Here is a 20,920-nt window from a genome sequence, read left to right on the forward strand (position 1 = left end):
TCCTTTATTTTTCTTTAACAACTAAAATTCCACTCACCACTACTAGCAAGATGCCTAAAAGTGCCAAGTGATTTGGCAACGCATCGCCCATAAAATAGCCAATGATGAGCGTAAAAATGACGTCAGCGTAGCTAACCGCGGCGATCACACCAGCCTTTTTGCCAACTGCAAATGCCTTTGTCATAAACGCCTGAAAATAGTAGCCACTAAGCCCCATTAGAAAGATAAAAACGACATTGTGCCAGCTTGGCATAGCAAATTTAGAAAATAAAAAATCCAGAGGCTCGTATGTAAAAAACTCAGCCATCCCCATGCAAATAAGCGGCAAAAACGAGCCCCAAAGCATGAAGCTTAGCACGATCACGTTTGTGCCGTAGCTCTTGTTTAGCTCCTTGACACTTGTGTAGGCAATAGCCGCTCCAAGACCGCTCCAAACGCCGATGATATCGGTTTTATTGATACCTAAATTTGGCTGGATAACAAGCAAAATCCCGCCAAATCCCAAAAAGACAGCAAACCAGCCAAGCGAGCTTAGCCGCTCCTTAAACACGATAGCTGCGAGAATGGCTGTAAATATCGGGTTTGTCTTTTGAAAGGTAAAGGCTGTGGCTAAATTTACATGCGCGACATTATAAAAAAATGCAAAAAGCGCCACCGTGCCCACAAAACCGCGAAACATCAGCAAGAAAAAGTGCCCGCCAGTTTGTTTAAATGGAAATTTATAGATGGCGTAGATGACGATGAAAAGTCCGATCAAATTTCTAAAAAAAACAACTTCGATAGAAGGCATATCTTTGCTCAGATACTTTGCAAATGCGCCAGTCACGGCAAACATAAAGCAAGCAAAGAGCATATAAAAAATGCCAAGATGTGAAATATAAAACCTTTTTAACATCGCAAAACCTCTAAATTTGAAGCACTCATTCTAATAAAAAATGGCTTAAATTTTGGTTGATTTTTTCTTTTATTTCGGCGCTTTTAAGCGTAATTTTATACTTTATATAAGAGAAAAATTTGTATAATCAGCCATCATAAAAAGGACAAAATTTGCAAAAAGTAATATTAGTAGGCAAGCCAAATGTCGGCAAAAGCTCACTTTTTAACCGCTTAGCAAGAAGACGCATCGCCATAACAAGCGACGTTAGCGGCACTACAAGAGATACAAACAAAGCTAAGATCGAAGTTGAGGGCAAAGAGTGTATATTAATCGACAGTGGCGGGCTTGATGATAGCAGCGAGCTTTTTAAAAACGTAAAAGCAAAGACCTTGGTAGAAGCCAAAAACTCAGACGTTATCCTCTACATGGTCGATGGCAAAATGATGCCAGATGATGAGGATAGAGCCATTTTTTACGAGCTTAGCAAGCTAAATTTACCAATCGCTCTAGTCATAAATAAAATCGACAGCAAAAAAGACGAGCAAAGAGAGTGGGAATTTGTAAGTTTTGGCGCAAAAAACTCATTTGGAATTTCAGTAAGCCACAACACAGGAGTTGATGAGCTTAGCATCTGGCTGGCAAAGCACTTAGAAGCGAAAATGCAGATAAAGGCCGATACGAACGATGATTTTGATGATTTTTTAGAAAACTATAACGACGAGGGCGAGCTAAGCGACGAGATAGACTATGAGAGCAAAAACATCAGAGTTGGCATCATAGGCCGCGTAAATGTCGGCAAAAGCTCACTTCTAAATGCCCTTGTAAAAGAGAGCCGCGCCGTTGTTAGCGACGTGGCAGGCACTACGATCGACCCGGTCAATGAAATTTACGAGCAAGATGGAAGGGTTTTTGAGTTTGTCGATACTGCTGGTATCAGAAAGCGCGGCAAGATCGAGGGCATCGAGAGATACGCACTAAATAGAACTGAGAAAATTTTAGAAGAGACAGACGTGGCGCTACTTGTGCTTGATAGCTCTGAGCCACTAACCGAGCTTGATGAGCGTATCGCTGGCATCGCCTCGAAATTTGAGCTTGGCGTCATCATCGTGCTAAACAAATGGGACAAAAGTAGCGAAGAATTTGACGAGCTTTGCAAGGAGATAAAAGATAGGTTTAAATTTCTCTCATACGCGCCGATCATCAGTGTTTCGGCACTTGGTGGCAAAAGAGTGCATAAAATTTACCCGCTCATAGTTGAAATTTACAAAAACTACACCCAAAAAATCCAAACTTCAAAGCTAAACGAAGTGATCAGCGAAGCGACCAAAGCGCATCCACTGCCACGCGACAAAGGCAGGGTCGTGAAAATTTACTACGCAGTGCAGTTTAAAACCGCACCTATCATGATAGCGCTCATAATGAACCGCCCAAAATGCCTGCACTTTAGCTACAAACGCTACCTGACAAACAAGCTTAGAGAGAGCTTTAGCTTAGCTGGCGTGCCTATCGTGCTGATCCCTAAAAAACGTGGAGAGAGTGATGAAGACAAAGAACAATAATATCGTTTTGATAGGGTTTATGGGCGTTGGCAAGGGCACGACTGCGAGGGCGCTAAGCAAGGCGCTAAAGACGATGAACCTTGACTGCGACGACCTGCTAGAGAGCTCACAAAATATGAAGATAAAGGCTATCTTTGATGAATTTGGCGAAGAGCATTTTAGGCAGCTTGAAAAAGATCTAGCCAAATTTCTAGCCACAAATGTCAAAAATGCGATCATCTCGACAGGTGGGGGCTTTGCAAAGGTTAAAAATTTAAACAAAATAGGCACCGTGATCTATCTAAAAGCAAGCTTTGATGCGATCATGCAAAGGCTAAAAAATAGCAAAAATAGCGAGAAAAAACTCGCTAAACGCCCACTTTTAAGCGACCTAAAAAAGGCCGAGGCGCTTCATCTGGAGCGAGAAAAGCTCTATGAAAAAAAGGCTGATTATATCGTTGAAGTCGAGGGCAAAACTCCAAAGCAGATCGTAAAAGAGATAAGGATACTTTTAAAAGTTTAGTTGCAAAGTGGCGTGGGCTGCTTGCAACGATAAATTTCAAGATCAGGCTAGACGCATAAAGTCTAACGTGATGTTAGAATTTAAACGTTTTGGCAAAGAGTTTTTTGTTTAGGCGAGGCGAAATTTTGTTTTTAAGTGAGGGCTAGATAGATGGTCTGCCAGTTAAATTTTAAGATTAGACTAAATACAAAAATCTAATGTAACGTTAAAATTTAAAAAAGCATTTTGACGAAGTGTTTTGAGATGAATTTTTGCTTCACTTGTTCGCAACGCTAAAGCGACGAGAGTTGTGTAGAAATTTTAAGCCGAGGCTAGATATATAATGCCAAACTAAATTTTAAGATCAAGCTAGACTAAAAAGTCTAACGTGATGTTAAAATTTAAAAGCTTTGGCGAAGAGTTTTTTGTTTAGGCGAGGCAAAATTTTGTTTTTAAGTGAGGGCTAGCAAGCTAAATTTTAACATTAGAGTAGATAAAAGTATCTACTCTAATGTTAAAATTTAAAAAAACGTTTGGCGAAGTATCGTGAGATGATTTTTTGCTTCACTTGTTCGCAACGCTAAAGCGACGAGAGTTGTGTAGAAATTTTAAGCCGAGGCTAGACACATAGTCTGCCGAAAGCTTAAAATTTCAAATCTCTATCAAAAGCGCTCGCGAGAAAAAGCCAAAATTTGAAAGGATAAGATGAGAGTATTAACCGGCCTCCAACCCTCCGGCAAACTACACCTTGGCAACTATTTTGCCTCGATAAAGCAGATGGTTGATATGCAAGAAAAAAACGAGATGTTTATGTTTATAGCAAACTACCACGCGATGACCAGCCTTAGCGACGGCAAAGCGCTAAAGCAAAACACTTTTGACGCTGCGTGTGCCTTTTTGGCGCTTGGGATCGACCCAAACAAGAGCATTTTCTGGGTGCAAAGTGACGTTAAAGACGTGCTTGAGCTTTACTGGGTGCTAAGTCAGTACACGCCTATGGGGCTACTTGAGCGCGCGCACAGCTACAAAGATAAGGTCGCAAAGGGCCTTAGCTCGCACCATGGACTCTTTAGCTATCCGGTTTTGATGGCAGCTGATATCTTGCTTTATAACGCGCAGGTCGTGCCTGTGGGCAAAGACCAGATCCAGCACGTAGAGATCGCGCGTGATATTGCGATCAAATTTAACAACGAACATGGCGAGATTTTCACTCTGCCTGAGGCAAAGATCGATGAAAACGTCGCTACCGTGCCTGGCACAAACGGCGAAAAGATGAGCAAAAGCTACGGCAATACGATCGATATCTTCGCGGACGCCAAGACGCTTAAAAAGCAAATTTCTAGCATCGTGACTGATGGCACGCCGCTTGAAGAGCCAAAGCAGTGGCAAAACTGCAACGTCTATAATATCGCAAAGCTTTTCTTAGACGAGAGCGGCCAGCGCGACTTGCAGGCTAGATATGAGCGTGGAGGAGAAGGTCACGGGCACTTTAAAGCCTATCTAAACGAGCTTGTTTGGGACTATTTTAAAGATGCAAGAGAGAAATTTGAATACTATCAAAACAACCCTGACGAGGTGGCTAAAATTTTAGATCTAGGCACTAAAAAAGCTCAAAATGTGGCTCACGAAACGATAAAAAAAGTGCGTGAAGCAGTTGGAATTTACAGATAAGGAAAAATATGCAAAATTTATACCCATACGCGCAGATAATCCACCTTTTTTGTGCGATCATATTTGTTGGTTATCTATTTTTTGATGTGATCATCTTAAGAGCAGCGAGCAAAAAGCTGCCACCAGAGCTTGCGCAAAAGGCAAAGCAAGCCATCGGCTCGGTAGCTGTTAGGATCATGCCTATTTGTCTGCTACTTTTAGTTTTAACTGGTGGCATAATGATAAGCAATTGGATCGGCAATAAAGCTTTTATGATCAAATTTTTCTTAGCGATGGTGATCGTGGCTGCGGTTATAGTAAATTTGAGCTGCAAATTTATATTTAAGCGCCCTAGTCCACTTGGCAACATCCACCCTATCGCGCTTACGCTTGCGGTGGCGATAGTTTTGCTTGCAAAAGTTATGTTTATGGTTTAAGGAGAGGATAATGATAAATTTAAAACTACTTGAGACAAACTACGATGAATTCGTAAAAAAACTAGAGGGCAAAAATGTTAAAGCTAGCTTGCTAGACGAGCTTTTGCACACTTTTAACGAGCTAAAGCAAAAGCGCAAAGCGCTTGAAAATTTCCAAGCGATCCAAAACGCAAAGAGCAAGGAGCTTGGCGTAAAAGCAAGAGCTGGTGAGGACGTGAGCGAGCTTAAGAGTGAGCTAAATTTAAACAAAGCTGCCCTTGCTGACGCTGATGAGATCGTTAAACAATACGAAGAAAAGCTTGAGCAAATTTCATTTAGCGTGCCAAATATCACCGACGATGACGTGCCATTTGGCAAGGACGAGGACGATAATGTCTGTATAAAAACGGTGCTTGAGCCAACTAAATTTGACTTTACGCCAAAGGAGCACTGGGAGCTAGGTGAGAGCCTTGGCTGGCTTGACTTTGAAAGAGGCGCAAAGCTCTCAGGATCTCGCTTTACCGTGCTTCGTGGCATGGGAGCAAGGCTTAGTAGAGCGCTTGTTAATTACATGATCGACTTTAACAGCGCACGCGGCTTTGAGCTTGTAAATGTCCCTTATCTAGTAAGCTCAAACACACTTTTTGGCACAGGTCAGCTGCCTAAATTTGAAGAGGATCTTTACAAGGTGCGCGACGAGGACCTCTACCTCATCCCAACTAGCGAAGTGCCTGTGACAAATTTATACAATGACACCATCATTGAAGCCGAGCAGCTGCCTATAAAGATGACTTGCTACTCAGCATGCTTCCGCCAAGAGGCAGGCTCGGCAGGACGTGACACAAGGGGTATGATCCGCCAGCACCAGTTTGAAAAGGTCGAGCTTGTAAGCATTACAAAACCTGATCAAAGCGAGGGCGTGCTTGCTGAGATGATATCTTGCGCTAGCGACTTGCTAACTAGCCTTGGGCTGCCTCACCGCCACATGCTTCTTTGCAGCGGCGATCTGGGCTTTAGCGCGGCAAAGACGGTGGATCTTGAAGTTTGGCTACCAGGTCAGGGCAAATACCGCGAAATAAGCTCTATCTCTAATACTCGTGACTTTCAAGCAAGAAGAGCGAAAATTCGCTTTAAAGATGGCAAGAAAAATATGCTTGTAAATACCCTAAATGGCTCAAGTCTGGCAGTTGGCAGGACGCTAATAGCGATAATGGAGAACTACCAAAAAGCTGATGGCACTATCGAAATTCCAGAAGTTCTTAAAAGGTATATGTAGTGGCTGATGACGAGGTTGTAGTTCTAAAACCACCTGGCGAGCAAGCAGAGCAAGCGCCTGAAGAGGCAAAGACAGAGGCTCTTGAAGAGATCGTCTCGCTTGAGAGCATCGCAAATGATGGCGTGCTTCAAGATGAGAGTATCCCAGAGCCAATACCGGTAAAAAAGAGCAAGAAAAAGCTCTTTATCATCATCGGCGCAGCTGCTTTGGTGCTTGTCATCTTGATAGTTGTTTTGTTAATCGTCTTGCTAAAAAAAGATAAAAAAGAGGAGATAGATACTACAGCTATCGTAAAAAATATAGAAAACAACTACCAAACGCAAAATTTTGGCGCTTCAAAGATCGATGAGATGATAAACAAGGCTAACCAGCTCTATGAGCGTGGCAATAAATTTGAAGCGTTAAAAATTTATGAAAATATAGCCGTTTATAACCAGTCACTTTCAAACTACAACCTCGGCGTTTCGCAGATGAAACAAGAAAAATGCGACGAGGCGATCATCTCGTTTAACAAAGCGATAACTGACCGCGAAAACACCGCAGTTAGCGCCATAAACGCCGCTGTTTGCTCACTTGAGCTAAATAACACCAAAAATTTCAACTACTACATAGGGCTTGCGGACTCCTTTTTGCAGTATGAAAACAGCTCTCCACTTTACAGCTACTACTATGCACTGGTTAATTATTACAAGGGTAATTATTACGAGGCGTTGCAAGCTCTCTCACACCCTAGCACAGATGACTACAAGGGCGAGTATGCTTACTTGAGCGCTAAAATTTTATCGCTTCTTGGCGATGATGAGAGAGCCATAGCCAAGCTTGAGGGGCAAAAGGCCTTTAAGGCTGACTTTACGCTAGCACAGCTCTACGCAAGACTTGGCAAATACGACAAGGCGAGGGACTATCTAACAAAGGCTTCTAAAAATACGCCAAATATCGATCTTATCAAGATGACTGAGGCATTAATCGATCTAAAAACGGCTGATTATGGCGATGCAGCGGCATTTATCAAAGATGTTTATGACTACAACGCCTCGATGCCAAGTAAAATTTACAAGATAAAGACCATCCTAAAGCCAGATCTCTTTGACGTCAGTCTAGCTCAGGCGCACTTTAGCGACGATATGTTTTTTGACAGAACAAGGCGCTACGAGACGCTATTTTACTTTGCGCCGTATAAGGTTTTTGACGCAAAACAGAGCATCGAGCAGATAAGAAAAGGTGGTGTTAGCGTCTTTTTAGACGATACCTCAGCGGCAAATGACTACCTTAGCCAAAGTGCCGCCGCCTCAAAGGTCAATGCCAAACTTAGCGAAGCCATCGCAAAGGCACTTAACTACCGCTTAAAAGAGGCAAACAAGGACTTTGAAGAGCTAGCCAAAGCCTATCCAAACCACTCGATCTTGCAGTACAACCTAGCTCTTAGCTACGCTCAGCTTGGAAATTTTAGCCTTGCTGCAAAGCACTTTATAGCAAGCTACCATCAAGATGTAAATAACCACCTCTCTGGCATCTTTGGGGCTATCTGCATGGATATAAATAGAAATTTAAATCCAAAACTAGTTGAAGAGATCGGAGAAAATTTAGAAAACGACAAGAGCCTAAAGCCTGTAAATTTATACGCCTCACTTTTAAGCCTGATAAGTGGCAACCAAAGTGCGATGATAAGGTGGCTTGAAGAGCCAAAAGAGCCTACGACGCTAAATTTAGCCTTTGATATCATCATCGCTAAAATTTCAAACAACGATGAACTAATGTCAAAAAAAGCTGATGAGCTTATGAAAATTTTGCCAAACGACATCATCGCAAATATCTTAAATTTCATCTCTAAAAACAAAGATCAAAACGTCAAAGAGTATGCAAAAGCGATACAAATTTACTTCATCGATAAAAATCTCGACTCAAATGCCTTCTATCACGGCGCCGATATCATTAAAAAGCAATACATCAAACTACTTCAGATCTCAGGCCTGCTAACAAGGGAGCGCGATAAGCTAAGAGCCGAGCTAAAAGAGGCTCCAAAAAATATAAATTTGATCCAAACTCTAGCCTACGTGGATATCTTTACAAACGACTTTGATGAGAGCTATAAGCTTTATAATGAGGTCATAGACGAGTTTAAGATAAATGACGCTGGCACGCTCTTTTTAGCAAGTGTGGCTGCCACTGGAGCGAACAAAATAACAAATGCTATCGCACTTTTGGAGCTAACAAAGCTAAATGATCCAAGTGCTGTTGAAAACAGAGCCGCCCTTGGCTTTATGTATCAGCAAATCGATAACATAAAAGCAGCTCTTATACAATACAGCAAAGTAGGAAACGTAGGATATAACAACGAATTTTATGATTTTATGATAGACAACTAAAAATTTAAAGCTAGGTCTTTAAAAGCCTAGCTTTAGATAAATTTCTCTACCTTTGTGAGACGTTAAAAAAAAAGCCAACGATCTGTTTTGCTAGGCGCTCTTTGAAAAATGGCCAGATATAGCTTGGCGAATAGACATTACCAGCTTGCATGAGCGATATATTTGTCGCTTTCTCACCGCCATCTTTTGGGCGCACTAGCACACTTACTTGCATGTAGTAAGCATAGCTGTTTGTGCTAAAGTCATCATCGTCATCATAGTCAAATGGGAAAAACATCGAGTAGCCAAAGCCAAAACTTGGTCTGCCAAAGCCATATCCCATGCCCATTGAAAATCTAGGATCTCTTTTGGTTGTCCTAGAAAAACTTTGCACGTCGCCAAGAATGATGAAGTCGGCATTTTTGATATTTGGCTCATTTCTAAAGCCAGCCTTTGCAAATTCGCTTAAAATTTCAGCATTTACGTCTTGTCCGGTCGCGCTATTTTTAAAATTTACATAGACGCTTCTGTTTGCTTCACTAAGCGTAAAAAAGATCGGATCGCTCGTTTTTACCGAGATATTTGGCGTGCTGCTAGCACATCCGACAAAAAACACCGCTAGAACAAATAAAAAGAAATTTCTCATCTTCACTCCTATAAGAGCGATCTTATAGCACCTTCAAGCACACTTTTTGGTGTAAGACCGATAAATTTTGATCGCATCTTACCATCTTTATCAAAAAAATAGATAACTGGCACGCCCATAACGCCACCAACTGCTTTGCTGAAGTAATCCACCGATACCTTGTCGCTTGTAGTTTTAAAGGTGATGTTGTGCTCTTTTAAGATTTCGATATCCTTATCAAAGCCCTTGCTAGGCCCTAAAATGCCGATAAACTGAACCTCTTTGCCATACTCTTTTTCAAGCGCGTTTAGATCAGGGATCGCAGCCTTGCACACTCCACAGTCCGTGCCAAAGAAAAAGAGCATATATGGCTTATCGCCGATCTTTAGGCGCTTTTCGGTAGGGAAAAACTGCGTATCGATGCCACTTGAGTCATTTAGCGTGATGTGGTGCTTCTCATACTGTTTGACGCAGCCCAAAACTAGGGCTGAGACTAAACATAAAAGTAAAATTTTATATCGCATTTGGCACCTTTGGATTTTCGATAGTGCGGATCTTCTCTAGCTTGCCGTGTCTTAGATAGACGATCTTATCGCCATACTCGCCTAGATCTGGGTTGTGAGTGACTAGAAGTATCGTTTTGCCGTCTTTTCTTAGCTTGCAAAATAGATCAAGTATGATCCTCTCATTTGCCTCATCAAGGTTACCAGTTGGCTCATCTGCTATTAAAATTTCAGGGTCGTTTATGAGCGAGCGCGCTATACAAAGGCGTTGTTGCTCACCACCACTTAGCTGACTTGGTCTGTGTGTGAGCCTGTGAGAGAGGCCAACTGCCTCAAGAGCTTTTTTAGCATCCTCTTCATCGACTGAGCTATGATAATACTGCGCTATCATCACGTTTTCAAGCGCACTAAGATATGGCACTAGGTGAAACTGCTGAAAGACAAGTCCGATCTTTTCACGTCTAAATTTAAGCGTATCATCGGCATTTAGGTTGCTAGCATCATCGCCGCCAAGCATATAGACGCCGCTGCTTGGTGTATCCATTAGAGAAAGGATATTTACAAGCGTACTCTTACCGCTACCGCTTGGTCCCATGACGCTGACCCACTCGCCCTTTTTAACCTCAAAACTTATATCATCAAGTGCTTTTACATCGCCAAAAATTTTACAAATATTTTTAAGTTCTAGTGCATTTTGCATATCATTCTCCTCTTAGTGTATCTGCCATTTTGTTATTAAGTGCCCGCTTAATCGGGTAAAACGCTGCGATCGCTGCAAAGAGAAGCGATATGACCACAGCTACTGGGATGCTTAGAATTCTAAAATCAATACTAGAATCAAATATCGCATAACCTAAAATTTGAGCTAGTAGATAACCTAAAAACGCTCCAACTAACGCTGAGATGAGCGCTGTCACAAATGTTTCAAAGCCAAATAGTCTTAGCACATCTTTTTTGCTTGCGCCTATGGCTCTAAGAAGTGCGATCTCACGTGATCGAGAGAGCAAGATAGCACTAAGCGTTGTATTTACGCACATTGAAGTAATGAGCAAGATGACAAGGCTGACAAGCGCCATTAAAAGTTTGATCTTTTCTAAGATATAGCCTTCAGACTTTGAGACCTTTGCCACTGGTTTTGCGACTATTTCATCGTTGCTTATAGTTTTTGCAAGCGATGTTATCTCGTCAAAATTTCCAAGCACAACAGCTTCAGCGTAGTTTATCTTGCCAGCTTTGTTTGAAATTTTTTGAGCCAAAGATAGTGACGTGATCAAAAGAGCGTCCTCTTTATCGCCACTTGCCACTACACCTTTTATCTTTACATTTATGCTCTCATTTGAGCCAATGGCACGAATTTCTATATCATCGCCTGCTTTAAAGCCAGCTTGACGAGCAAGATCGACGCCTATTAGCACGTTTTTATCGTCAAAATCGACATTTATCATCCCTCCATCTCTAACATCTAAAAACGGCTTAACCTTTTTTAGATTGCTAAATTTTGTCCCCATGACGATGGCATTTGTCGGACCGATATTTGCCTGAGCAAAGAGATAACCGCTCTCGCCAAGAAGCTTGTCTTTTGGCACTTTAGCGATCATTTCATTATAAGTTTTTTCGCTCATATCATCACTTGTCGCCATATCTTTTGGAGCAAAGATCATATTTGCACCATAAGTTTTTAGCTCGCGTGAGACCTTTGAGTCGATATCCAGATAGACATTGACAAATGCCGCACACACGCACGCTCCAAGCAAGATCGAGATCACGATGACCATAACCCTTGATGAGCCATTTTTTAGGCTTTTGTAGATAAGGTTGTAAAAGAATTTGCTATTTGCGGTCATATAGCACCTCCGCAGGTAGTAAATTTATGACGTTTCTCATTGGCATTAGCGAGCCAACGACTGAGATGAGCAAGGCAAATGCCACGCTAATTGGCAGCACGATCCATGCTATGCCTATGCCGTGAGAAAAGATGATGTAAGACATCACGTAGCTTAGCGCGTATCCTAAAAATGCTCCAGTGATGCCAGCAAAAAAGGCAACCACAAGGCTCTCGCTAGCAAAAAGAGCGTAAATTTCAAAGTTACTTGCGCCTATGGCTTTTAAAAGGCCGATCTCTTTTTTGCGGCGGTAAATTTCACTTGTCATTAGCGATGTTATGCCGATAGCTGAGACCACAAGAGCGATGATACTAACGATACCCATTAGGCTTTGAATTTTCTTTACGATATTACTCTCAGCGTCGCTTACTTGAAGGCTAGCTTTTGCGCTAACGTTTGGTAAATTTTCTTCTATCTGAAATGCGATCGAGCCTGCATAAGCTGAGCAGTACCATTTGTCGTACTCTGCGCTATCAAGGTTGTCTAAATTTCTTCTTGCTTTTAGCGATAGGTCGTTTTCTGGGATCGTCATGGCTGAGACCTCAGCTTTTGTATATGAGCCAGGATGTCCTGAGAGATCGCCAGCAAGTTTGAGCGAGCCTATTAGCTTATGTGCCTCGTCGCTTGCCCCTTTTAAGATGCCAACCACGCTAACCTCTTTTGTGCCGTTTTTGCCCACAAGGCTAAGCTTGTCGCCAACTTTTAAATTTTTAGCCTTTGCAAGCTCATCTCCTACTAAAATTTCATCCATACTCTCATCTTTTGGCCAAGCGCCCTCAACACCCCAAAATCCATACAAGCTCTTAACGCCTGTGCTAAATTCTGGCTCATCTTTTAGTCCGATATTTTTATCAAAATATGTCCCCTCAAAGCTAAACTCTTCGCCCTTAGCGTCTTTTACCTTTGTCTCTAAAAACGGAGCAAAAGCAACGATATTATTTCTCCAAAAGATCTCTTTTATCTTGTAGATATCAGCTTCTGGGAGTAAATTTTGTGATTTTAGTGGGGTGAAATTTTTACCCTCGATCTCGATGCTTAAGCTCTCACCGCGTGGTAAAACGACGATATTTGAGCCATATCCTCTAAGCTCGCTTGCCACTTGATCGCCGATTTTTAGCGTGATATTTAGCATGCAAGCTATCAAAAGAGCAGCTAGCAAGATAGTGATAAACGCCATCGTCTTTTGCACCTTTGAGCCAGTGATCGAGCTTTTTATCATTCTTAGTTGCATATTTTTCATTTTAACGTTCCATTTGTTTCTACATATTTTTCTGGATTTGCTTCAAATTTCGCCTGAGTTTCGTTGCTCTCAAAGAAATATGTGCGTCCGTAGTATAAATATGATCTTGAATCAAGATTGCTCACCTTTTTGCGGCTTACGGGGTCAAGCACCATCTTTTCGACGACCTTACTAAAGTAGTTTGCCCCTGCGACGATCGTTTTATAATCAACTATGATATTTTTACCATCAAAGGTAAATGCCATAGGGATCGGGTTACAACCGCCCTCTTTGCCAACTGATGGCAAGAAAATTCTAACATTACAAGAGATACAAATAAGGTCATTTCCTCTTTTTATGTAGCCCATATCGCCACAAATCATGCACGAGTCAAAGACGATGACAGGAGATGGGCGGTCGCTAAAGCGGTTTAGCAAGAAAAATCTTATCTGCTTGCCCTCATCTGTGATGTAGGCAAATCTGTGAAGTTCATTATCTTTTAACATATCAACATCAAATATAAATTTATCTCCCACTGGCTCAACCAAGACTGGCTCTGAAATTTGAGGTGGGCGAGATGCGTAAAGATCAAAATAAAGAGAGAAGCCAAGCGCTATTAAAACGCTACAAAATGCAAATTTTGCATTGTCAAAGACATTTTCTCTAATGGCTTTTGTAAAGCGGTATTTGATAGAGCCAAACGTGCTCTTATCGATACTTTTTGGCATGAAGCAAAGTGCGATGATGCATAAAAGTAGGATCACAACTATATAAAAATAGGCACTAAATTCTGTGACATAGATGCCTTTTGCGCTGATAGATAAAATTTGAGAATTTAGCTCGCTACTTATCTTTAAAGCGCCTGCACGTAAAAGCTCAAGTGCAGTTTGCGAGCTTCTATCAACTAGCAAAAATACTAATGTGATAAAAGCTAAAATTTTAGCTACTGATGATGGGATGCTAGATTTTAAATTTGAAATGAAGAAAAATAAAAATAGCATCAAGATCATCGCAAAGATCATCAAAAAGAAGCTTATAACTGAAAGCGTGTCAAGCAGCTCGCCGCCAAATAACGGGAACAAAGCGCTACTTGAGCTATAACCAAAGCCAAAGCCGATGCCTAAAATAAAAAATGTTACGATTTTTGCTATCTTAAGCTCGAAAAATATCCATAAAATGCTAATTAGTAGAAAAACCAGTGTCACTGAATCTATGAAAATTTTAAACTGGTCATCAACAAGCGCATGACGAGCAGCTTTAAAGATAAGCACACCAGCAACAACACCAAGAAATGATGGTAAAAAGATCGTTTTTAAACTTTTGCCATTGTTATTTAAGGCAGCAAAAAGCGTAAATCCAAGGAGGGCTAAAAAGACCTGATAGAAGTAAATTGACATAACTAAACCCTATGAGAATTTTTAAAAAGGGGCGAGAACGCCCCAAAGTAATTATTTAACAGGACCACCTGTCCATTGAAATTTATAAGTTGTTGTGAAAGGCTCAAACCATTTACCAACACCAGTCTCTTTGTCAGCGTGGCGACCAAAGCCTTGTTTTTCTGGATTGTCGATGTGGAATTTAAGCTCATAGTTACCAACACCTGTATCCATTTTTACGTTAGCACCGTAGTGTGGGCCATCGCTTGCAACCATAGGCATAAATGTACCTTTTTTAGTTTTACCATTATCAAGGTTTTTTAGCTCATAGTTGATCTTTAGATATGGGATCCACTCGCCTTCGCCAAAGCCGTTTTTGTTGCCTTTTATAGCGTGGATGTCAGCTTCTAAGTGAAGATCAGCCAAGCTTGGAGCTAGATCAACGCCTTTTGGCTCCATATCGATTGGTTCAAGATAAACTGCAGCTATCTCCATGCCATTAGCCTCTACAGGCTCGCCGATTGGGTGTTCTCCAGCAAGTGCAAAACCAGCTGCTAGGCTAAGTGCTAGAGCTGAACTAAGAATTTTATTCATTTCCTCTCCTTTTAATAAGATTAGTTTTTATTTTGTTTTGATTTCATGATAACGATGCCTATAATTAGGGCAAGCACCATAATGATTTGAGGTATTAAACTCTCGTAATATGGCATAAGTCCTAGCCAGTCTCTCATCCAGTCAGGAAAATTTAGTCCTTTTATGATAGTTGGGATGAAAATTTTGCCCTCAACTAGCTCGCCAACGCCCTTGCCAACAAAGACGATCGACATGTAAAAGATGATAGCTGATGTAAATATAAAAAATGGCTTAATAGGAATTTTAATAGCGAAAATTTTAAATAAGAAATAGACTATCAAAAGAACGATAAGACCTACAACAAAGCCAGCTGCGATCATTGAGTAGCCAGCTGAGTCTTTTGCGTCAAAGATAAGCGCTTGATAAAATAGCACTGTCTCAGCGCCCTCTCTAAATACCGCTAAAAATACAGTCCACCAAAGCATCGTGCTTGAGCCACTTGAGATAGACTCAGATAAGTGAGATTTGATGTAGTCGTTCCATTTTTTAGCGCCAGCATTTGAAAGAAGCCAGAAGCCAACATAAAATAGAAGTCCCACTGCAACAAGCATCGTGATGCCTTCCATAAGCTCTCTTTTTTGACCTGCTGCCTCGCCAAAGATGACGTTCATTATCCAAGCCATGACAAAGCTTAAGATGACAGCTACGCCAACTGAGCTATATACTACCTTGCCCATAGATTTTGCATTGCCAGTTTTTACAAGATATGCAACAACAGCTGCAACGATGATAAGAGCTTCAAAGCCCTCTCTTAAGATGATAGTTAGCGCCCAGATAAATAGCGTCCAAGGTGAGCTTGAACCGCTAGTTTTCTCAAGTGCAGCTGCTAGCTGAGATGACATCTTACTTGCACTCTCTTCAAGTGTTTTTTCGTCTGCGCCTGATTTCATAAGGGCTACAAGGTTACCAAATGTAGCTTCGATAGCTGTTTTTAAATTGACATCTATCGCACCTACTTTGTTCTCCATGCCGCTACCTTCAAACTCATCAAAGTAGATATCTTGGATATCGCCCATAGCTTTAGCACTATTGCCGCCTTTGTAAAGTGCGATGGCTGCTTGAATTTTGTCATTTATGTTTTTAACAGTTTGAGTGTAGTCTGTGCCACTATCTTCGCTACTATCGCTAGATGCTGCGCTACTCATATCAACTTTTGCTAGTTTTACTGTTTCAGCTGGGAGTTTTGAAACGGCATCATAAGTTAGCTTTTTGATCTCTTCTAGCTTTGTTTTAAAATCATCTTTTGTTATGCCATTTGTGATGCCACTTATTGCTTCACCCATCTTTCTTTGGATGTCAGCATCTATGCTTTTGCCATTTTCTATATATTGGCGAACGGCGATTTCAAGTTGAGTGTTTCTATAATCATTAAATTTAGCATCTTGGATAGAATTTTTAGCATCATCTTGTTTATCGCCCTCGTAGCTTGCTATGGCTTTATCAAGAGTTGCTGATAAATTTTCAAATGCTACCTTCCACTCAGGGATAAATTTAGAAGTGTCATAGCCACTTGTAGCAGCTTGTGCTGGGGTGTCTGAGTACTCACCAACAAGCTTATGTCCATTTAAAATAACTGGCAAAACTTCAGCGATTTCGCTATTTATCTGATCTATTCTTTTTTGCACATCATCTGGTGCTTCGCCAGCTTTTATCGCCTTTCTGATCTCGCCAAACTGCTTCTCCATAGAGTAAGCTTTTTTCTGACCTAAATTTATTCTGATGCCAGCTTCGACATCTTCAAACAGACCAAAATAAGCATTTTGAGTATCGCTAACTGCTTGCTCGACGTTGCCAGCTCTATACTCTGTTATTACTTTTTGTAATGACTCTTTTATCTGAGCTGCGACTTGTGTGTAGTCGTCATTTTTTGCTACAAGCCAGATAGGCAGTAGCATGATAAGCATAAATTTAAAAAATTTATTCATTAATTAAACCACCTGTGAGATTATTTTAATGTGAAATATTACCAATGCTTTACTTTGATTAAAATAAAAACGATTATCATAAAAGAATGTAATTTGAAAGTATAAATAATATTTTTTACAATCTAATAATCAACTTTACGTAAATTTAGGGCTTTAGAGGGTTAGATCAAAATTTCATATCGAGATAAAAAAGTTATATATTTTTGCTAATTTCAATAGATAAGAAAAATTATTGATGAAATTTTAGATTATAAAAATCATAAAAATAATTTAAATTTTATAAATTTAAAAGGAGAGCAAGCGCCCTCCTTAGTGTTATACGTTTAGTCCTGTATTTCTTAGCATAACGCGTTTGCGATATACATTTGAAACCTCAGCAGCGTCGCCAACTAAAAGTGCGTTTGTAGAACAGATAGCCGCACACATAGGCACTTTGCCCTCAGCCATTCTGTTTTGACCGTAAAGCTCTCTCTCCTCGTGTGAGTTAGTTGGCTCTGGGCCGCCTGCACACATAGTGCATTTATCCATTACGCCTTTTACGCCAAATGCCCCGTCTTTAGGGAACTGCGGCGCACCAAATGGACAAGCATATAAGCAGTATCCACAGCCTATGCACTTATGTTTATCATGAAGCACGATACCATCAGCTCTAATGTAGAAGCAATCAACTGGACAAACTTGCTCACAAGGCGCGTCGGTGCAGTGCTGGCATGCGATAGTAGTTGAGACCTCTTTACCCTCTATGCCATCGTGAAGCGTGATAACCTTTCTTCTATAAATTCCTACTGGAAGCTCATGAGCAGAAGAGCAGGCGACTTGACATCCAAAGCAGCTGATACATCTATTAGTATCTACAAAAAATTTCATTCTTGCCATTTTTCTCTCCTTACTCTTTACCTAGGGCGTCTCTCTCGCCATACTCGTGATAAAACGATGTTTTAAAGGTGTTCTCTTCAGCTTTTTCTATGCGGCAAAGACCTGCGTTAAATTCTGAAATTTGAGTAACAGGGTCAAATCCGTAGTTTGTAACTGTGTTAAAGCTCTCGCCGATAACATAAGGCTTAGTACCCTCTGGGTAGCGAGCCGAGAGATCGACACCTTGCATGACGCCAGCGAAGTTATAAGGCATACAAATTCTATCTGGAGTTACCATATAGCTGTGGTAGCATCTTACTTTGATCTTCGTGCCTTGCGGGCTGTGGATCCACATCATATCGCGATCTTTTATGCCGTATTTTAAAGCAAGCTCAGGATGGACGTTAGCAAACATCTCAGGTGTGATGGCTGAGAGATATTTACTTGTTCTTTCGATCATTCCCGCACCACTTAAATTTACGACGCGTTGCGTGCTAAATACGATAGGAAACTCTTTTGACCAGTCTTTTGCTTGTTGCTCTGACTTAAATTTAGTAGAAACACGGAAATTTCTAGCTTGATCATCAAATGTCGGATACTTTTGGACAAGATCCCAGCGTGGTGAGTGGATAGGCTCTCTATGTTTTGGGATAGGATCAAGAAATTCCCAAACGATAGCTCTAGCCCTTGCGTTACCATACGGCACGACCCCTTTTTCACGGCATTTTTCTAAGATGATACCGCTGTAGTCCATGCTCCAGCTAGGTCCTATCTTAGCTTTTTCTTCTTCTGTTAGAGTGATGCCTAGGACTTTTTCTATATTATCTTTAGTTATTTGTGGGTAGCCACCTTTTATGGCTGAGCCAACAAGTGTGCTCTCATCGCTAGCTAGCTGACTAACGCCGTTATGCTCTAGACCAAAGCGGTTTCTAAAGCCAGAGCCGCCCTCTGCATAAGACTTGCTCATATCGTAAAGTATCGGTGTGCCAGGGTGTTTTTCATCCCATGCTGGCCATGGCTTGCCGTAGTATTCGCCTTTTACTTCGCCACCAAGACCTATTAGCGTATCTGGGTCAAATTTATCCCAGTTTGCTTGGTGACGTCTAAACATCTCAGCAGTTCTGCCGCCATAACCGATAGAATTTCCAACCCTTGCTATCTCATTTGTCGCGTCATCTGGCCATACAAAGTCATCTTTTACTTGTTTTAGCTCTCTATCTACGACGGCCATCTTCATGCCTTTTACATATTCATCGTAAAAGCCAAATTTCTTAGCAAATGCAAACATTACTTCGTGATCGCCCTTGCTCTCATAAAGTGGATCAACGACTTTTGTTCTCCACTGACCTGAGCGGTTTGTAGCGTTTAGGTGACCTTCGTTTTCAAAGGCAGTTGCTACTGGCAAGATATAAACGCCATCTTTTCTATCTGAAAGGATAGAAATTTCATTTACAAATGGCTCAGCAACTACGATCATATCTAGTTTTGAAGCTGCTTCTTGGATTTTAGCTAGGTGCGCCATAGATGTTAGACCAGTCCCTTGAACCCAAAGAACTCTTAATGCACCACTACTAAAGGTATTTTCCTCTTTTAAGACGCCTTGCCACCATTTTGAAAGCGACCAGCCTTTTTCATTTCTCCAGTTTCTATCCTCTGGATTTTTAGGATCGTGGTAATAATACTCTTCAAAAACAGTGTTTTTAACTGGTGTGCCGCCTTGTTTTGGCTCTTTGGTTGAGACTGCAAAGCGTTTTACAAACTCGTCATAATCAACACCCCAGCCTTGGCAGTAGTACTTCCAAGCCGCGTCAGTTAGTCCGTAATACATCGGCAAGCTATCTGAGAGGTTACACATATCGGTTGAGCCTTGAACGTTGTCGTGACCACGGATGATGTTACAGCCGCCACCTGGTTTGCCCATGTTGCCTAGGATTAGTTGAAGGATAGGTAAAATTCTCGTATTTGAGCTACCAACTGAGTGCTGAGTGATGCCAAGTGCCCAGATCACCGTGCCTGGTTTTGTGTGAGCTAGGATATTTGCAGCCTCCATTAGCTTATCAACTGGTACGCCTGTAACGTCAGATGTGACCTCTGGTGTCCAGTGCTCAGCCTCTTTTGCTATCTCGTCGATGCCGTAAGTTCTATTTTTTATAAATTCTTTATCTTCCCAGCCATTTTTTAAGATGATGTGGATAAGTCCATAAACAAGCGCTATATCGGTACCTGATCTTTGTCTTAGGTATAGATCAGCGTGAGCGGCTGATTTTGTAAAGTTTGGATCAGCTACGATCACTTTTGCGTTGTTTCTATCTTTTGCTTGCAAAGTGTGCTTCATGCCGCCAACTGGGTTTGCCACAGCTGGGTTTGCACCTATTATAAATATACATTTCGAATTTGCAGCCATATCTCCAAAGTGGTTTGTCATCGCGCCATAACCCCAAGTATTCGCCACACCGGCGACTGTTGCGCTATGTCAAATTCTTGCTACGTGGTCGTTGCTGTTTGTGCCCCAAAACGCAGCAAATTTTCTAAAGTAATATGCTTGCTCGTTGTTAAATTTCGCAGACCCTAAGAATATAACGCTATCAGGACCATCTTCTTTGCGGATCTGAAGCATCTTATCGCCGATCTCATTTACAGCTTGATCCCATGAAATTCTTTGCCATTTGCCATCAACCTTTTTCATAGGATATTTGATGCGCTGTTTGCTATGCGTAAGATCGATCTGATCGATACCTTTTGAGCAGTGTGAGCCTTGAGATATCGGGTGAAACATCGCCATATCTTGACGAACCCAAACACCATCTTGTACCTCAGCCTCGATACCACAGCCTGCTGAACATATAGAACATATCGTTCTAACCTTTTTTGAGCCAGCAAAAGGGTCTTTTATCTCCTCTGCGCTCGCTTGTCTGATCGTATCATTTTGTCCAAAAGCCATTGTGGTGCCAGCACCTAGTGCGGCTAGCTTTAAAAATGAACGTCTTCCTATACGTGCATCACTCATGGTTTTCTCCCTTAGTATGCGATTTTATAGTAGGTTTCCCAGTTCTTGCTTTTTTTATAAAGCACCTCTTTTTTGTTTGACTTGCCTACGACAACGCCATTGTCATCAGGAGCCAAGTCATCGCTAGTCACTTTTGCTACGGCTGAGACTGCGAGTACTCCGCTGGCAGCACCGACTTTTAGAGATTTTTTAAGAAAATCTCTTCTTGATCCTTGCATTTTTTCTCCTTACGCCTCAAAATTTTGAGAAATTTGGTTCAATAATATGTAAAATTTGCATATTTAGAATTT

At 41.3% G+C, this 20,920-nt stretch carries 18 protein-coding genes and 1 pseudogene; 6 read left to right on the forward strand and 13 right to left on the reverse strand.

Annotation, left to right across the window (positions count from 1 at the left end):
* Window positions 1-4: 4 nt before the first annotated feature.
* A complete protein-coding gene (locus tag CVT14_RS02515; protein ID WP_103590427.1) occupies window positions 5-895 on the reverse strand; it encodes a DMT family transporter in 891 nt (296 codons plus the stop codon).
* Window positions 896-1,047: 152 nt separating this feature from the next.
* On the opposite strand from CVT14_RS02515, the gene der reads away from it, so the two are divergent.
* From der to CVT14_RS02545, 6 genes are all read left to right on the forward strand, one after another.
* Entirely contained in the window at window positions 1,048-2,436 is a 1,389-nt protein-coding gene (gene der, locus CVT14_RS02520; protein ID WP_107849623.1) for a ribosome biogenesis GTPase Der, read from the forward strand.
* On the forward strand, window positions 2,417-2,938 hold the full coding sequence (locus CVT14_RS02525; RefSeq protein ID WP_021090653.1) for a shikimate kinase: 522 nt from the start codon (window positions 2,417-2,419) through the stop codon (window positions 2,936-2,938). The genes der and CVT14_RS02525 overlap by 20 nt, the downstream gene beginning before the upstream one ends.
* Before the next feature lie 684 nt (window positions 2,939-3,622).
* Window positions 3,623-4,588 (forward strand): tryptophan--tRNA ligase, encoded by a 966-nt coding sequence (gene trpS / locus CVT14_RS02530; protein ID WP_103602789.1) that lies wholly within the window; start codon window positions 3,623-3,625, stop codon window positions 4,586-4,588.
* Window positions 4,589-4,596: 8 nt separating this feature from the next.
* Window positions 4,597-5,004, forward strand: coding sequence for a copper resistance protein CopD (locus CVT14_RS02535; RefSeq protein ID WP_107849624.1), 408 nt, complete (start codon window positions 4,597-4,599; stop codon window positions 5,002-5,004).
* Between the two features lie 10 nt (window positions 5,005-5,014).
* A complete protein-coding gene (gene serS, locus CVT14_RS02540) occupies window positions 5,015-6,259 on the forward strand; it encodes a serine--tRNA ligase (protein WP_004317677.1) in 1,245 nt (414 codons plus the stop codon).
* Window positions 6,259-8,625: a tetratricopeptide repeat protein gene (locus tag CVT14_RS02545; RefSeq protein WP_107849625.1), complete on the forward strand. Its 2,367-nt coding sequence runs from the start codon at window positions 6,259-6,261 to the stop codon at window positions 8,623-8,625. The genes serS and CVT14_RS02545 overlap by 1 nt, the downstream gene beginning before the upstream one ends.
* A 46-nt stretch (window positions 8,626-8,671) precedes the next feature.
* Here CVT14_RS02545 and CVT14_RS02550 read toward each other — a convergent pair whose 3' ends face one another.
* The 12 genes and pseudogenes from CVT14_RS02550 to CVT14_RS02605 all read right to left on the reverse strand — a co-directional run bounded on the left by CVT14_RS02550 (window position 8,672) and on the right by CVT14_RS02605 (window position 20,848).
* Window positions 8,672-9,250, reverse strand: a complete 579-nt coding sequence (locus CVT14_RS02550) for a hypothetical protein (RefSeq protein WP_021089400.1) — start codon at window positions 9,248-9,250, stop codon at window positions 8,672-8,674.
* 8 nt (window positions 9,251-9,258) lie between these two features.
* Window positions 9,259-9,753 (reverse strand): TlpA family protein disulfide reductase, encoded by a 495-nt coding sequence (locus tag CVT14_RS02555; protein ID WP_009294896.1) that lies wholly within the window; start codon window positions 9,751-9,753, stop codon window positions 9,259-9,261.
* Complete coding sequence (locus tag CVT14_RS02560) at window positions 9,743-10,432, reverse strand: ABC transporter ATP-binding protein (RefSeq protein WP_021089394.1); 690 nt, start codon at window positions 10,430-10,432, stop codon at window positions 9,743-9,745. Before CVT14_RS02560 ends, CVT14_RS02555 begins: the two co-directional genes overlap by 11 nt.
* Before the next feature lies 1 nt (window position 10,433).
* On the reverse strand, window positions 10,434-11,576 hold the full coding sequence (locus CVT14_RS02565) for an ABC transporter permease (protein ID WP_021092741.1): 1,143 nt from the start codon (window positions 11,574-11,576) through the stop codon (window positions 10,434-10,436).
* A complete protein-coding gene (locus tag CVT14_RS02570; RefSeq protein WP_107849626.1) occupies window positions 11,563-12,855 on the reverse strand; it encodes an ABC transporter permease in 1,293 nt (430 codons plus the stop codon). The genes CVT14_RS02565 and CVT14_RS02570 overlap by 14 nt, the downstream gene beginning before the upstream one ends.
* The gene (locus tag CVT14_RS02575; protein WP_107849627.1) at window positions 12,852-14,231 is read right to left on the reverse strand and encodes a Fe-S-containing protein; all 1,380 of its coding nucleotides are present in this window, start codon (window positions 14,229-14,231) and stop codon (window positions 12,852-12,854) included. Before CVT14_RS02575 ends, CVT14_RS02570 begins: the two co-directional genes overlap by 4 nt.
* Before the next feature lie 51 nt (window positions 14,232-14,282).
* Window positions 14,283-14,804, reverse strand: coding sequence for an iron transporter (locus tag CVT14_RS02580; RefSeq protein WP_004317727.1), 522 nt, complete (start codon window positions 14,802-14,804; stop codon window positions 14,283-14,285).
* Window positions 14,805-14,824: 20 nt separating this feature from the next.
* Window positions 14,825-16,768: an FTR1 family iron permease gene (locus tag CVT14_RS02585; protein ID WP_107849628.1), complete on the reverse strand. Its 1,944-nt coding sequence runs from the start codon at window positions 16,766-16,768 to the stop codon at window positions 14,825-14,827.
* Between the two features lie 315 nt (window positions 16,769-17,083).
* Window positions 17,084-17,644, reverse strand: a complete 561-nt coding sequence (fdh3B, locus tag CVT14_RS02590; RefSeq protein ID WP_021084543.1) for a formate dehydrogenase FDH3 subunit beta — start codon at window positions 17,642-17,644, stop codon at window positions 17,084-17,086.
* 10 nt (window positions 17,645-17,654) lie between these two features.
* A complete protein-coding gene (locus tag CVT14_RS02595; RefSeq protein ID WP_234403108.1) occupies window positions 17,655-20,309 on the reverse strand; it encodes a formate dehydrogenase subunit alpha in 2,655 nt (884 codons plus the stop codon).
* A 60-nt stretch (window positions 20,310-20,369) separates the two neighbouring features.
* Window positions 20,370-20,630 (reverse strand): annotated as a pseudogene (locus tag CVT14_RS11010) (hypothetical protein); the annotation flags it as partial.
* Window positions 20,631-20,641: 11 nt separating this feature from the next.
* A complete protein-coding gene (locus CVT14_RS02605) occupies window positions 20,642-20,848 on the reverse strand; it encodes a twin-arginine translocation signal domain-containing protein (protein ID WP_004317725.1) in 207 nt (68 codons plus the stop codon).
* Between the last annotated feature and the right edge of the window lie 72 nt (window positions 20,849-20,920).

It is taken from the genome of Campylobacter concisus, from assembly GCF_003048445.1.
Taxonomy (GTDB): Bacteria; Campylobacterota; Campylobacteria; order Campylobacterales; family Campylobacteraceae; genus Campylobacter_A; species Campylobacter_A concisus_BF.

Coding starts and splice junctions, on each gene's coding strand:
- CVT14_RS02580 (WP_004317727.1), bottom strand. CDS start 14,804: ATGAATAAAATTCTTAGTTCAGCTCTAGCACTTAGCCTAGCAGCTGGT.
- CVT14_RS02555 (WP_009294896.1), bottom strand. CDS start 9,753: ATGCGATATAAAATTTTACTTTTATGTTTAGTCTCAGCCCTAGTTTTG.
- CVT14_RS02565 (WP_021092741.1), bottom strand. CDS start 11,576: ATGACCGCAAATAGCAAATTCTTTTACAACCTTATCTACAAAAGCCTA.
- CVT14_RS02515 (WP_103590427.1), bottom strand. CDS start 895: ATGTTAAAAAGGTTTTATATTTCACATCTTGGCATTTTTTATATGCTC.
- CVT14_RS02560 (WP_021089394.1), bottom strand. CDS start 10,432: ATGCAAAATGCACTAGAACTTAAAAATATTTGTAAAATTTTTGGCGAT.
- CVT14_RS02525 (WP_021090653.1), top strand. CDS start 2,417: ATGAAGACAAAGAACAATAATATCGTTTTGATAGGGTTTATGGGCGTT.
- CVT14_RS02535 (WP_107849624.1), top strand. CDS start 4,597: ATGCAAAATTTATACCCATACGCGCAGATAATCCACCTTTTTTGTGCG.
- serS (WP_004317677.1), top strand. CDS start 5,015: ATGATAAATTTAAAACTACTTGAGACAAACTACGATGAATTCGTAAAA.
- trpS (WP_103602789.1), top strand. CDS start 3,623: ATGAGAGTATTAACCGGCCTCCAACCCTCCGGCAAACTACACCTTGGC.
- CVT14_RS02575 (WP_107849627.1), bottom strand. CDS start 14,231: ATGTCAATTTACTTCTATCAGGTCTTTTTAGCCCTCCTTGGATTTACG.
- CVT14_RS02585 (WP_107849628.1), bottom strand. CDS start 16,768: ATGAATAAATTTTTTAAATTTATGCTTATCATGCTACTGCCTATCTGG.
- fdh3B (WP_021084543.1), bottom strand. CDS start 17,644: ATGGCAAGAATGAAATTTTTTGTAGATACTAATAGATGTATCAGCTGC.
- CVT14_RS02550 (WP_021089400.1), bottom strand. CDS start 9,250: ATGAGAAATTTCTTTTTATTTGTTCTAGCGGTGTTTTTTGTCGGATGT.
- CVT14_RS02605 (WP_004317725.1), bottom strand. CDS start 20,848: ATGCAAGGATCAAGAAGAGATTTTCTTAAAAAATCTCTAAAAGTCGGT.
- CVT14_RS02570 (WP_107849626.1), bottom strand. CDS start 12,855: ATGAAAAATATGCAACTAAGAATGATAAAAAGCTCGATCACTGGCTCA.